The organism is Candidatus Desulfolinea nitratireducens (assembly GCF_982879505.1).
In genome coordinates this window covers 12,553-27,217 of sequence record NZ_CEYOSI010000019.1, presented here as the reverse complement: position 1 = coordinate 27,217, position 14,665 = coordinate 12,553, and the positions used below count along the sequence as shown (strand labels likewise).

Sequence of the window (14,665 nt, the reverse complement as noted above, 5' to 3'; positions counted from 1 at the left end):
GGGATCTTGCATCATTTCGCAATGCCTGATGAATTTGGGACGGTGACAGCAAATCCTGCTGCAACCATCCAAGATACTTTTACATTGTCCTCAGCTTTTGAACGCAACTATCTTTTTGTGGAGCAAATGAAGCATTTTCTGGAGGTGGTTCAAGGAACCGCCGAGCCGCGCTGTTCACTGGAAGATGGCGTGCGCGCAGTTGAGTTAGTTTTGACGGCATAAAGATAGTCGTAAAAATAACTATCATTAGTTAAGATTGTGATTAATCTGTAACCATAATGAAAGAAAATAACAATTTAATAACCTCCAAATACAAGTTTGTGATTGCGCCTAAATATATTTTGTTTTTCTTTTTAATCGGCTCATTGGTCGCAGGCTATTTTCTTGCCTCGGACTATGGGATGAGTTGGGATATTCGATATCAAATCATGATGGGGAAGTACAATCAGGAGTATATTTCTTTAGCGAATTTCCTAAATCCACCACCTTTTGAATTAATGGGGCACGACAAATATTATGGACCAATTCACGAAATTCTTATTCAGTCGGTATCAAATTTCTTTCGAAGATATCAACTTGAATTTGCAGAATTACAATTGTATTATTGGATAAATTTTTCTTCCTTCTTGTTAGGCATGTTTTTTTTCTACAACCTCGCCCGAAGATATATGCAGGCTTGGGCTTCGCTTCTTTCTACATTTTTATTGTTTTCTCAGCCTATTCTATTTGGGCACGCATTCATTAACAGCAAGGATATTCCCTTCATGGCTTTTTTAATGGGGAGTATTGTTATCGGGCTTCATATGATCGATCGAATTGAACCATCCCTTGGGTCTTCAGTTATTATCAATAATAAAATAAGTAAATTCGCGATTTTAGAGTGGAAAAAAAATAATTCAAAGAGAAAAAAAATTGCAATAATCTTTGCTTGGGTCTGGAGCGTTACTGTTTTCTTGACTATTATATTTTGGTCTTTTATATCAAAACTGCCAGAACTAGTTGTTGAACAGAGTATGAGGGCGGGAAGCGAAAGAATATCTGGACAATTATTTCTTCGCTTTGCCCAAAATATCGATATATTCTCTCTCGATGCATATGTCCACAAGGCAACAATATTATTTAGTCGCTTCATGACAAGAAGTTTTCTTTTATGCTTTTTTCTATTAGGAATAATTATTATTAGCTTATTGCCCAAGACGATAAATCAAATATGGAACAATTTTTTAAAAGCTTATATCGCTGAAATTTTTTCAAAAACATTTATCAGGGAAACTGCTTCATATTTAATTAATCCTTGGAGCTTTTTGGCAGGAATATTTCTCGGCATAACAACGTCAATTCGAATTGTGGGTCCTGTTGCCGCGGGACTAGTAGGAATGGTAATCTTATGTCGAAAAAAAGAAAAAACACTCGCGCCATTAACTGCTTATTTGTTAATCGGTTCAGCTGTTACCTATCTAATTTGGCCTCTCTTGTGGAGTACGGGGTTTAGTGGGGTTATTCAAGCCATTAGAGTAATGACTGATTTCCCGTGGAAAGGGACAGTGCTATTTAATGGGCAATTTTACTCTGGGGCAGATTTACCATTCAGCTATTTGCCTGCGCTAATTGCAATCCAGCTTACGGAACCTGTTGTGATCGGATTTATTATTGGGATTCCATTTCTAATTTGGCTAAAAACGAAAAAAACAATTTCCGCTCCTAATTTTTGGTTGCTCACTTTTTGGTTCTTATTTCCTCTAATAGGAGTTATGCTCCTACACCCCACAATCTATGATAATTTTAGGCAATTTTTTTTCATTCTTCCTCCTATCTTTATTGTTGTAGGCATTTCTGTAGATTGGCTTTTTGTAAAGATAAATCTAAAGTGGATAAACTCAATGATTGCTTTGGCGATTCTCTTGCCTGGGTTACTTGCTATCACTACTCTGCACCCTTACGAGTATGTTTACTATAATCATTTTGTGGGAGGAGTTGGAGGGGCTTTTCGACAATTTGAAATGGATTATTGGGCAATATCCATAAATGAAGCAACGATATTCATTAATGAAAATGCAATTACTGATGCGAAAATTGTTGTTGGAGGACCCTATCAAAATGTAGAATATTATGCAAGAGAAGATCTTAAGATTTTTGATTTAGATAAAATCAAAGATGATTCCCTTGACGATTATGATTATGCTATCTTATTAACCCGCGGTAATGCAGATTTAGAGTATGCAATAGGTTACCCTACTATATTTCAGGTTGAGCAGAAAGGTGCAGTCTTTGTGGTTGTGCGAGATTTAATTCGGTAATAAAATGGCAAAAATTAAAGAAACCCTTATCTCCAAGAATTTTCTCTCATTGGCCTTGCTCTTCATCTTATCAGCGTTGTTTTACCTCTCTTTAGTTTCAAAACTCGGCTACACCCACGATGATTGGTATCTGATGTACGCCGCAAAGGTGAAGGGAATCTCAATCTTTCATACCATTTTCAGCGAAGATCGACCTTTGCGTGCCTTTGTGATGATGCCTGCCTATTTGCTCTTTGGCGAAAATCCGCTTTATTACAATCTGGCTTCCTATATCTTTCGGCTGCTTGGCGGAATAAGTTTTCTCTGGGCGCTCAGGTTGGTGTGGGTAAAAGAAAAACTCCCCACACTTTTGATGGCCCTCCTTTTCCTCGTTTATCCGGGCTTTCTTTCCCATCCCAATGGTGTTGATTATCTTTCCCATCAGGTGGCGCTAGCTTTCGCTCCCATGTCTATTGCCTTTAGTTTAAAGGCTGTATTGACCACCAATAAGTGGTATCGAACGCTCTTTTATTCTCTTTCTGTTTTTCTTGGATCGGTTTATTTGGGGTTGATGGAATACTATATCGGCATAGAATCGCTCAGATTTTTGCTCATCTTTGTCATTCTTTGGCGCATGGAAGGAAGTTGGCTGCAAAAAATCTGGCGCACGATTTGGCAAAGCCTGCCCTTTTTATTGGCTTCGTTTCCTTTTCTTTATTGGCGGCTATTTCTCTTTGAGAGTGAACGCGGTGCGACCGATACAGGAAAACAACTTTCGGGCTTTCTCTCTAACCCATTACAGAACCTTTTGCATTGGGGTAAAAATTTGGCCGAAGATTTTACCAAGGTGCTTTTTGGGGCATGGACGATTCCTTTATCACAATTCTATAAAATTTATCCTACTGTGTTGAGTGGAATGAACATTCTTTTTCTGGCTCTTGTATTGTGGGGAATTTATGCCCTCTTTTTTGCCAAGAAAAAGGGGGATATTTGGCAACGCGAGGCTCTCTTTGTTGGTGTAATTAGTCTTTTTATTTGCCAAATCCCTGTTGTGTTGGTCAATAGGCAGATCAGTTTTCCGATTTACTCGCGTTATACCTTGCCAGGCTCTTTGGGTGCAGTCATGATTATTGTTGCGCTTGTTTATTCGATTCGTTTAAAATATTTAAAAGAAACTGTTTTTGTTCTTTTACTTCTTATATCTGGATTAACACATCATGCAAATGCTGCAAAATTTGCCGCCGAGACTGAATCAATGAATGATTATTGGTGGCAGGTAAGTTGGCGCGTCCCGCATTTTGGGGAGCGAACAACCTTGGTTGTTAACTACCCGCGTGTAAATACGGAAGAGGATTACTTCATCTGGGGGCCGGCAAATCAAATCTATTATCCTGAAGGAACAAGCGAAAAAGTCGTCCAGCCCGGGGTTTATGCAGTGGTGCTCAACGAGGATGCAATCGAAAAAATCAAATCTCGTGAACGGCAGGAATATAGTAATCGCAGAGGCATTGAAACCTATCCGAATTACCGCAATATTCTCATCCTGACACAGCCGACTTTGAATTCATGTGTTCAGGTGATTGATGGTTTTCAGCCAGAGTATTCTGAATGGGAAGTTGAGAGGATTAAGAGCGTTGGAGATTATTCGGAAGTAGAACATATCCTTACAGAGGAAACCTCCCACGTGCCGCCCGAAATCGTCTTTGGTCCTGAACCTGCTCACGATTGGTGTTATATCTACCAGAAAGCGACATTGGCGCGTCAACGCGGTGACTGGAATTTGGTCTATGCCCTCGACACGGAAGCAAGTCAAAAGGGGAGTGCCCCGAAAGATTCCATCGAATGGATGCCTTTCCTGCAAGCCAGTGCAATCATGGGGGACAGCGTGCGCCTGGAAGAGATCGCACCATCCATGATGGCCAATCCATTTATAACCCAGCAGGTTTGCCAAATCCTGACCGGGATGGAGCTATCCCCGGAGATGGGTAAACTTTCCGAAGATTTATTTTGTCTGGCTAAATAAATCGGTGGGTGAGCGTAGGAAAATAGCATCCTATTTATTTTGATTCTAGGCTATAATTGCGCCGTTTGTTCAAAATTCAATTGCTGAATATTAGCAAGGAGTAAGTTATGTCGAAAAGTAAGTTGATCGCCCCCTATGGTGGCAAGCTTGTAAATTTAGTCGCTACAGGCAAAGAGCGGGATGTGCTGATCGAGCGCACGAAGGGGTTGAAAGCCATCCAGATTTCCCAGCGTGCTTTGAACGATCTGGAATTGCTCGCAACGGGGGCATTCTCACCATTGGATCGTTTCATGGATAAAGCGGATTATGAGCGTGTCTTGAGCGAAATGCGTCTCTCGGACGGGACACTTTTCCCGATGCCGATCACCTTGACCGCAGATCCTGCTGAGCTACCCACTGTTGGCGAAGAATTGGTCATCCGCAACGCATTGAATGACCTGATCGGGATCATGAAACTCGAGGAGATCTACACTTGGGATCCGGAGAAGGAAGCCCGCTTGAGTCTTGGAACGGATGATTCCCGTCACCCGCTGGTTTCAGAAATGTCTCGTTGGGGTAAGGTTTGTATTTCGGGTGAGTTGAAAATTATCAATATGCCCAAATACTATGATTTCGTTGACATTCGCCAGACACCTGCCGAAGTCCGTGCGGAATTGGAAGAGATGGGCAACGAAAATGTGGTCGCTTTCCAGACGCGTAATCCGCTGCACCGAGTTCACGAAGAATTGACCAAGCGTGCTGCCAAGCAGATTGGCGGTAGCCTGCTCATTCATCCGGTTGTTGGCATGACCAAACCCGGCGATGTGGATCACTACACTCGTGTCCGAGTTTATAAAGCCCTACTGGAAAATTACTATGACAAGAAATCCACAAAACTCAGTCTGCTTCCATTAGCGATGCGCATGGCTGGACCGCGCGAAGCACTTCTCCATGCCATTATCCGCCGCAATCATGGCGCGAATCACTTGATCGTCGGGCGCGACCATGCCGGTCCTGGTAATGATAGCACCGGCAAGCCTTTTTACGGTCCCTTTGATGCGCAGGAAATGCTCAGTAAATACGAAGAAGAACTTGGTGTAAAAATGGTTCCCTTCAAATGGCTGGTTTATTTGCCCGACCGAAACGAATATGTCGAAGCCGGAAAGGCTCCCGAAGGCGAACGCGTTCTGACGATTTCTGGCACCCAGGTTCGTGATGATTATCTCGCCAAAGGTGAGTTGCTCCCCGATTGGTTCACTCGTCCTGAAACCGCTGAAATATTACGCGAATCATATCCTGCCAGGCATAACCAGGGTTTCTGCATCTGGTTTACGGGTTTGAGCGGATCAGGTAAATCTGCTACTGCTCGCGCCCTCACAGATCTTCTTCTTGAACGTGGCAAACAGCTTACGGTACTTGATGGTGATGTTGTCCGTACGCACCTTTCCAAAGGTCTTGGTTTCAGTGCTGAAGATCGTGATACCAATATTATGCGGATTGGTTATGTCGCCGGCGAGATCGTTCGGCACGGTGGAAACGTCATTTGCGCGGCAATCAGTCCTTATCGCAATGCCCGCAACGAAGCTCGCAAACTTGTCCCCGAAGGAAACTTCATGATGACCTATGTCGATACTTCCCTTGAGGTCTGCGAGGCCCGCGATGTAAAAGGTCTTTATGCGATGGCTCGCCGCGGCGAGATCAAAGGTTTCACTGGTGTAGATGATCCCTACGAAGCGCCAATTAATCCCGAGATCACCGTCACTGGTGACGAAATCACCCCCGAGGAAAATGCGCTCAAGATCATTACTTATCTTGAAGAGCAGGGTTTTTTGCTGAACGGTTAGATAAATATTTATCTGAGGGAGGGATGGGGAAATCCCTCCCTCAGATTACTTTGATGAAAAGTTTTCTCTCTACCCGCAAAGATGCCGTGTTCGCCCTCCTTTTGGGCTTGCTCACCGTGACCGGAACGTGGTTGCTGTATAGCAGCACCCCCACAGGTCTTGGATTGACAGATGATGCCATTTCCTATATCTCGGCGGCGCGCGCCCTTCTGGGTGGGCAGGGATTCACCCGTATCTGGCTTGCGACGGGATTGGAACCGGTCACCCATTGGCCGCCCCTCTTCTCAGCATTAATGGCAGTGACAAGCAGTATCCTCGAAATCAGCCCTTATCGCAGCGCGCGTTTTATCAATATTCTTGTCTTCGGCGCAAATGCGGGAATTATAGGTTTCCTCGGTTGGAAAATGACCCATTCCCGTCTCGCTGGGATTTTTCTTTCTCTTCTTTTTTTGAGCAATAGTACCCTTTTACGTCTTCATGCCCAGGCGCTTAGCGAGCCGCTTTATCTTTTTATTAGCCTTTTGGCATTTTTGACTTTTTATCGAGCGGTTGAATTTCGCCCCCGCATGGGCGTGAACGCCCACGCTAAATTTATAAAGTCCGCTAAAGCGGACTCGCCAGAGCAGCCGACTTCAGTCGGCTTCGTGTTTGTAGCGTGGGGATTAATCCCCATGCGGGGCAAATGGCTCATCCTCGCTGGTATTCTGACTGGCCTTTCTTATCTCACCCGTTATGCGGCCCTGTCCTTATTCGCAACTTTTATTGTCGCTATTTTACTATTGCGCCCAAGCTGGAAAAAGCGTTTCTCATCCCTAGGCTATTTTTTGGCTGGGGCCTTGCCTGTCATGTTGGCATGGATGCTGCGCAATAAACTTGTTGGCGGGAGTGCGACCAATCGCGCGATTGAATGGCATCCAGTTACAGGTGATAATGCTCAACGTGGGTTAAGAGCATTTTTTCGCTTCATTATCCCTCAACCTGAATTATGTTCACCCTATATAGAAAAACCCCTTATTTTAGCAATTATCACCTCCTTAATTACGCTCGTCTTATTCCTTTGGATTATCCCTCGCGGCTTGAAATACTTCCTAAAGCCAAAAGAAAACACTCGACCAGAAATACTTTCTTTTATAACCACGCTTTATATTTTTACCTATATGGGATCTTTGTTGATCTCGCTCAATATCTTTGATGCTGCTACACCGCTCAACGACCGCATACTTTCTCCTGTATATCTGGCTTGCCTTGTAATTTTGGTTTACTTCATCCATTGGGTGGCGCAACAAGGTAAAATAACAGCACGAATTATTGCTTTTGGAATCGCAACCTTATTTCTTGGCATAGCGATAGGGGCCCAAATTCGTACAGTTGAAGATTTGCAGGAATCAGCGCATGGATTTGCCTCCTGGCGCTGGCGAGAATCAACGGTTATGGTTGCAGTCCGCGAATTACCAGAAGATACTGCCATTTACACCAATCAGCCACCAGCTGTCTACTTCTGGACGGATCGTCCAGTTTACCGGCTTTGGGATGAACAACCCGAAGCTCTTCGTTCTGGTGACGCGGTCCTGGCAATTTTCTGGCCGGTAGATGATAAGAGCCCAGAGTTTCAGGCCTGGTTGGATGAGATGACAGACGGTTTGGTAACAATAGAAAAATCTGGCTTGGGATATCTTTATCAAGCTCAACCCTGAAGGATTGGATATGACCATTCAAGAAAAATTTGACTTATCTGGTCGCACCGCGATCATCACTGGTGGCTCAGGGCTGTTGGGAGCAGAATTTTCCCGCACGCTTGTTGAAGCTGGAGCAAATGTCGTTGTTGCGGATATTGATCAGGGTGCAGCCGGGAAAACTGCTCAGGCGTTGATTGATGCCGGGTACCAAGCGGCAAGTTTTGGGCTGGATGTGACTCGCCCTGAATCTGCTCAGGATTTGGTCTCCACGACTCTACATCAATTTGGCAGTTTGGATATTCTTGTCAATAGCGCCGCCCTTGATCCAAAATTTGATGCAGATGCAGCTGCCAAAGGAATTGCCCCGGGCGCGTTTGAAGATTATCCGCTTGATCAATGGAACGCTGCGGTGAATGTCAATCTGACGGGAATGTTCATTGTGACACAAGCTTGCGTGAAACCAATGCTTGCCCAGGGCAAAAAAGGAAGCATTATCAATATTTGCTCGACCTATGGGTTGAATGGGCCTGACCAACGCATCTACTTAAAAGATGGCAAACGTGTGGCATTCAAACCCGTTTATTACACGACAACAAAAGCGGGTGTACTGGGCTTTACAAAATATCTGGCGGCATATTATGCTGAGACGGAAATCCGTGTGAATGCGCTCACACCGGGTGGCGTTTATAATGACCATGACGAGACATTTACGCGCAACTATTCGGCGAAAACCATCATGGGACGCATGGCAAATAAAGATGAAATGAATGGCGCGCTGCTCTATTTGGCATCGGATGCCTCCTCTTACATGACCGGCTCGAACGTGGTCGTGGATGGTGGTTGGACGGCGTGGTAAATTGATATGGGTAGGAGCGGGGTTACCCCGCCCCACCAATAACAAAATGACAGAAATCCTGGCAATTATCCCCGCGCGAGGCGGCTCCAAAGGCATCCCTCGAAAAAATATCCGCAACTTTGTGGGCTATCCGCTGATTTCGTATAGCATCGCGGCGGGTCTGGAATCAGAGTTGGTCACGCGTACCATCGTCAGTACCGATGATGAAGAGATTGCTGCTGTTGCGCGTGAATTTGGCGCGGAAACACCCTTTATGCGACCGGCAGTTTTTGCAGAAGATAACACCACCGATTTGCCGGTTTTCGAACACGCCTTGAGTTGGCTGGCCGAAAACGAGAATTATTATCCTGATGTGGTTGTGCAGCTTCGCCCCACCTCGCCGATTCGACCACCAGGCTGTGTAGATGATGCCATTAAAATATTGTTGATGCATCCTGAAGCTGATTCGGTGCGCGGCGTCGTCCCGGCTGGGCAAAATCCGCATAAGATGTGGCGTCTGCCAAATGGTGAAAAAGCGCCCATGCAAAACCTGCTCGATGTGGAAAGCATTGCTGAACCCTATAATGCACCCCGCCAAAGTTTACCGCCGATCTATTGGCAGACCGGGCACATAGACGCGATCCGACCCCGCGCAATTTTGGAAAAGAAATCCATGACAGGTGATGTGGTTTTTCCCTTGATGATCAACCCAAACTATACGGTGGATATTGATAATCTCTCAGATTGGGCAAAATATGAATGGCTGGTAAAATTTGGCGACCTGGAGATTGTCTCTCCCGGCCCCGCCCGCCGACCGATGCCTGCCACCGTTAAATTGCTTTTCCTCGACTTCGACGGAGTACTGACCGATAACCGCGTCTGGACGGATCAGGATGGACGGGAAACGATAGCCGCCAATCGCAGTGACAGTTATGGTGTCAACCTTTTGCGAGCGGCGGGCATTGAGACCGTGGTCATCTCGAAGGAGAGAAATCCTGTTGTGGCGGCACGCTGTAAAAAGATGAACGTTGAATATCTGCAAGGTGTTGATGACAAGACAGGTGTCCTTAAACGAGAGCAAGAAAAACGAGAGATTGACCCGTCGGAGACGATCTTTGTCGGCAACGATCTGAATGATACCCCCTGTTTCCCGCTGGTTGGATGGGGTGTCGCCGTCGCAGATGCCATGCCAGAAGTGGCTCGTCAGGCAGATTTTGTATTATCCAAAAAAGGTGGGCACGGCGCTGTCCGCGAGATTTGTGATTTGATTTTAAGTAGAAAAACTGAATAACCACAAAGGCACACGTGTGCCTGCGCACAGTGCAGGCAAAGAGCACTAAGTTTTTCTCTGTGTCCTTTGTGTCTCAGTGGTGAATAAATTAGGAGTAAATATGACTCGTGAAATGAAAATTGGAGAAAAACTGATCGGCGACGGCCATCAGACTTATATTATTGCTGAAATAGGCATCAATCATAATGGTGACCTGGATGTAGCCAAGAAAATGATCGACGCGGCCGTCAACGCCAATGCGGACGCGGTCAAGTTTCAGAAGCGTACACCGGATGTTTGCACCCCGTTGGATCAGCAATTAAAAATGCGCCAGACTCCCTGGGGCTATATCACTTATCTGGATTATCGGTATAAAGTCGAATTTGGTGAGGAAGAATATCAGGAAATTGATCGCCATTGCAAAGAGCAGGGCATCGATTGGTTTGTCTCGGTTTGGGATGAAGGCTCGGTGGATTTCATGGAAAAATTTGATACCCACGCCTACAAACTGCCATCCGCTTCTTTGACAGATTACGATCTGCTGCGCCATGTGCGTGCAACCGGTCGACCTGTGATCATCTCAACAGGAATGTCTACAATGGATGAAATCCGCAAGGGCGTTGAGGTTGTTGGGGAAGATAATTTGGGGATGATGCACTCGACCAGTTCTTATCCCTGTGACCCGGAAGAGTTAAATTTGAAGATGATCGAGACCTTGAAAAAGGAATTCCCAAATCTCCCTATTGGTTACTCCGGTCATGAAGTCGGATTGGTTCCTTCGGCAATTGCGGTTGCCTTGGGCGCCTGCATGGTTGAGCGTCATTTAACGATCGACCGCTCGATGTGGGGCAGTGATCAATCTGCGTCGGTTGAGCCGGGCGGATTCAGGAAATTGGTCAAATATATTCGAGTCACCGAGCAGGGACTTGGGAATGGCGTAAAGCAGGTCTATGAAAGCGAAATGGGTCCACGCGAGAAACTCCGCCGCGTGAAATAGTTTTTTTCACCACAGAGTACACAAAGGGCACAGAGTTTTTATCTGTTGAGATATTGCAAAACCTTGCTGTTTCACAAACCTTAGTTTTTCTTTGTGGACTCCGTGCGCTCTGTGGTAAATCTTTTTATGCCTCTCCAAAACACCCTACGCAAAAAACTCCGCGAGCCGGGCAAATATGCCCAGGCAGCTTTGCGGTGGCGGAGTTTGTCTTTTGGCGAAGCGCCGCCCATTTTTGGTAACTCCAAACCCAAAAGCGGATCGCATCTGCTATTGCAAATCCTGAACGGGTTTACAAAGATCATGCCCTATACCTATACAGCTGCGGAGCCAGTGCGCACTATCCGCAAAGAAGGAGGGCGAAGGTCTGCAAGAGAAATTGCAGTGGAGCTGGCAACTATTTATCCTGCCGTGATCGGTTGGGGATATGTCGAGGCTTCCCCTGAAAACCTGGCAATTTTGTGCCGTAAAGGGCGTGTAAACTATTTTATCTATCGTGATCCACGCGATATGCTCATTTCGCAGGCTTTCTTTGCTACCGATATGCATACGGGGCATGGGATGCATGCTTATTATCAATCCCTGCCCGATTTTGATGCGCGGCTGAAAGTTGCCATCATGGGAATAGACCAGGATGGGCTAAAAATGGTCAGTGTCCGAGAGCGTTATGCTGGTGTTTTCGAATGGCTGAACCAGCCGCAAGTGATGTGCATCCGCTTCGAGAATCTGATCAATGATCGGGATGCCACGCTGAACGCAATGCTGGATGAAATCGAGAAGACCGGATATCAAATCCCAACGCCGCGTGAGAAGGCTATAGCAATTCTTGTGGAGGCGATCAACCCCAAGAAATCGCATACTTTTCGCTCTGGCAAGACGGGCGGTTGGCGTGACCACTTCAGTGAAGAGAATAAAGATCTTTTCAAAGATGTTGCCGGGGACTTGTTAGTAAAACTTGGCTACGAAGAGAATAATGAGTGGTAAAAGAGAAAATTGGGAATCATTATTTGGGATTTGGGGATTACACACTCGTCAACTCCCGATTTCCAACTCCTGAACATCAAATTTACGTAAGGTATAATTTCAAAACCAATCTGACTGGTATTCAGCTCATAAACATTTCCTATGTCTAAAAAAATACAAGCGATATTAAATACCCTCAAAAAGGGACTAACGAACATATACGGTACACAACTAAAAGAAGTTTATCTTTTTGGTTCTTACGCACGCGGCGAAGCCAATCCGCTTAATTCAGATATTGATGTGTTGATTGTACTGAATGGAGAATTTGATTATTGGGAAGAATCAAAGCGTTCTTCAGAACTAATCGCATCTTTATCTTTACAATACGATATGGTTATTTCTCGCAAATTTGCCTCTGTTATGGAATATCGCCACAGTAAAATGCCACTTTATATTAACATTCGCAAAGAGGGAATCGCTGTTTAATTTTGGCAGAGCGTTTTAGCACAATTCCCAACTCCCAACTCCCAAATAACAACTCCATGCTCCGAGAATTCTATCAACAACGCATCCAGCGACGACTGACCCGTCATCTCAATAACCTCCAAATCTGGCGGATGGCGAGGCGTGTTGCGCGTCAGCTTCCAGATTCGGAGGGGCAGCCAGTTGTCTTTTTCAAAGCCTCTTCCGGCATCGACGATTTCTCCTGGAACAGCGCCTTTCATTTGCTCACCTCCTGGGCTTTTCGCCTGCAGGGGATCCCTGTTCAGTATTTTGCCTGTAAAGCCGGGATGACACACTGCGTATTGGGAACCAATCGGGAAAAGGTTACGCAGAAACCACCCTGCAATTCCTGCATTTATCAATCGAAAACGCTCTATTCTGGATTGCCTCGTAGTAACGACTTTAGTCGTTCAAGGGCTAAAGCCCTTACTACATCAGGTGTTAATTGGTTCACTTTTAGGGCGGATGAAAAGCTGGATCGCGCGTTGGGAGGCTTGCCTCTGTCCGAGTTGATGGGATTCAGCTTCAACGGAATCCCACTAGGCGAACTCTGTCTCCCTGGCTTACGCTGGATCCTGCGTCGGCATCATCTCATTGATGACGAGCCGACTCGCTATCTGCTGCGAGAGTACATTCGCTCGGCATGGAATATTGCCGCAGCATTTGAGATGCTGATTAAACGAATAAAGCCTCGGGCGGTGGTCGTTTTTAACGGACAGATGTATCCCGAAGCGACCGCGCTTTTTATCGCTCGCAAGCACGGGATACGAGCGATCACGCACGAGGTGGGATTACAGCCCGCATCCGCATTTTTTACAGATGGCGAAGCGACGGCCTACCCTCTCCACATCCCCAATGAATTTGAATTGGACGATGCTCAAAACGCCCGTTTGGATGCCTATCTCTCCAAACGTTTTCAGGGTGATTTCACGATGGCGGGGATGAAGTTTTGGGCGGATATGAAGGGCCTGGACGAGGCTTTTTTGGCGAAGGCGGCGGCGTTTAAACAGATCGTGCCGATCTTTACCAACGTCATTTTCGATACCAGCCAGCCGCATGCCAACACCGTTTTTGAAGATATGTTCACCTGGCTGGATGCAGTGCTGGAGATGATCAGGACCCACCCGGAAACGCTTTTTGTGATCCGCGCCCATCCGGATGAAATGCGCCTGCGCAAAGCCAGCCTTGAAACGGTGGCAAATTGGATTGCAGATCGGCGTGCTGTGGAAGAGCCGAATGTGATCTTTGTTCCACCGCAAGAGACGCTCAGCTCATACGAGTTGATCCAGCGCTCAAAATTCGTGCTGATCTACAACTCGACCATCGGGATGGAAGCTTCGATCATGGGGATGCCGGTGCTCTGCGCTGGTAAGGCGCGTTTTACACAATATCCGACCGTTTTCTTCCCGCAAAGCGTGGGGGCATATGGCGAAAAGCTCGATGAATTTCTGAAAGCTGAAATCATCGCAGTTCCCCCTGAATTTCAACGAAATGCTCGTCGTTTTTTATACTATCAATTATATTTTTCTTCGCTACCCTTTGGCGAATATCTGAAAATAGGCGTACGGACCTCCCATGCGATATTGCAGGACTTTGACTTGGATCGATTATCGCCTGAAAATTCTCCTGCATTGAAGACAATACTGGATGGGGTCTTGGATGATGGGGACTTCCTGTTGAAGGAATTATGCTAAAGCGATTTGGGCTTGTGATTTTATTATCTGCTATTGGGGGGATTCTAGGTCTTATGGCATCGATCGCCTTTATTTGGGATTGGTTCGGCGCAAGTTGGCAGCAGATCGAAGCTGTCCCAGAGCCTGTCGCCAGTTTAATCTCAATTGAACGGGATCAATTATGGGTGGAGAGCGAATCGGGAATTCTCTACAAATATAACGATGCCGAAAATTGTCGGACTGATTGTTGGATGACCGTTAAGAGCCTCCCTGATCCTGTTTGGTACGATAACCCGAATCCGGCAGAAATCAAAGACACAACGTGTTCACCAACATTACCCCTGTTCAACGTTGAAGAACGAATAGAGCAATGTCACGTGGAAATGTGGGTGAGCAGGAATTACGTTTTTACGCTGCGTCAAAATGGGAGTGTCTATTTTTGGCAAAGTGATATTTTTGGGGAGTGGCTTGTTGTGGAGTTGTTTTTCGGGCTTTGTGGAGGATGTTTTTTTATTTTCCTTCCATCTATGCTATTCATTCTCTTGCCAGAAATATTTCGACGAATAATAAAATGGGTTAGAGCAGGTTAAAAAAAATGGCGTCGTACATGCCACGCACTAATGCGACC

Annotated in this window: 11 protein-coding genes and 1 pseudogene; all 12 read left to right on the top strand. The window is 45.8% G+C overall.

Annotated features, from left to right (window positions below; all coding sequences use genetic code 11):
* Positions 1–222: pseudogene (locus tag AC3DOM_RS03070) on the top strand (hypothetical protein); the annotation flags it as partial.
* Positions 223–278: 56 nt separating this feature from the next.
* Positions 279–2,297 carry a hypothetical protein gene (locus AC3DOM_RS03065; protein ID WP_487917556.1) on the top strand — a complete coding sequence of 673 codons (2,019 nt, stop codon included), beginning with the start codon at positions 279–281 and terminating at the stop codon, positions 2,295–2,297.
* A gap of 4 nt (positions 2,298–2,301) precedes the next feature.
* Complete coding sequence (locus tag AC3DOM_RS03060; RefSeq protein ID WP_487917555.1) at positions 2,302–4,299, top strand: hypothetical protein; 1,998 nt, start codon at positions 2,302–2,304, stop codon at positions 4,297–4,299.
* 107 nt (positions 4,300–4,406) lie between these two features.
* A complete protein-coding gene (locus AC3DOM_RS03055) occupies positions 4,407–6,122 on the top strand; it encodes a bifunctional sulfate adenylyltransferase/adenylylsulfate kinase (RefSeq protein ID WP_487917554.1) in 1,716 nt (571 codons plus the stop codon).
* 53 nt (positions 6,123–6,175) lie between these two features.
* Positions 6,176–7,816 (top strand): ArnT family glycosyltransferase, encoded by a 1,641-nt coding sequence (locus AC3DOM_RS03050; protein WP_487917553.1) that lies wholly within the window; start codon positions 6,176–6,178, stop codon positions 7,814–7,816.
* A gap of 10 nt (positions 7,817–7,826) precedes the next feature.
* The gene (locus tag AC3DOM_RS03045; protein WP_487917552.1) at positions 7,827–8,654 is read left to right on the top strand and encodes an SDR family oxidoreductase; all 828 of its coding nucleotides are present in this window, start codon (positions 7,827–7,829) and stop codon (positions 8,652–8,654) included.
* Positions 8,655–8,700: 46 nt separating this feature from the next.
* The gene (locus AC3DOM_RS03040; protein WP_487917551.1) at positions 8,701–9,924 is read left to right on the top strand and encodes a cytidylyltransferase domain-containing protein; all 1,224 of its coding nucleotides are present in this window, start codon (positions 8,701–8,703) and stop codon (positions 9,922–9,924) included.
* A 100-nt stretch (positions 9,925–10,024) separates the two neighbouring features.
* On the top strand, positions 10,025–10,900 hold the full coding sequence (locus AC3DOM_RS03035; RefSeq protein WP_487917550.1) for an N-acetylneuraminate synthase family protein: 876 nt from the start codon (positions 10,025–10,027) through the stop codon (positions 10,898–10,900).
* A 126-nt stretch (positions 10,901–11,026) separates the two neighbouring features.
* Entirely contained in the window at positions 11,027–11,881 is an 855-nt protein-coding gene (locus tag AC3DOM_RS03030; RefSeq protein ID WP_487917549.1) for a sulfotransferase domain-containing protein, read from the top strand.
* A 141-nt stretch (positions 11,882–12,022) separates the two neighbouring features.
* Positions 12,023–12,346 carry a nucleotidyltransferase domain-containing protein gene (locus AC3DOM_RS03025; protein WP_487917548.1) on the top strand — a complete coding sequence of 108 codons (324 nt, stop codon included), beginning with the start codon at positions 12,023–12,025 and terminating at the stop codon, positions 12,344–12,346.
* Positions 12,347–12,348: 2 nt separating this feature from the next.
* A complete protein-coding gene (locus AC3DOM_RS03020; protein WP_487917547.1) occupies positions 12,349–14,058 on the top strand; it encodes a capsular polysaccharide export protein, LipB/KpsS family in 1,710 nt (569 codons plus the stop codon).
* Positions 14,052–14,627: a hypothetical protein gene (locus AC3DOM_RS03015; RefSeq protein ID WP_487917546.1), complete on the top strand. Its 576-nt coding sequence runs from the start codon at positions 14,052–14,054 to the stop codon at positions 14,625–14,627. Before AC3DOM_RS03020 ends, AC3DOM_RS03015 begins: the two co-directional genes overlap by 7 nt.
* Positions 14,628–14,665: the final 38 nt, after the last annotated feature.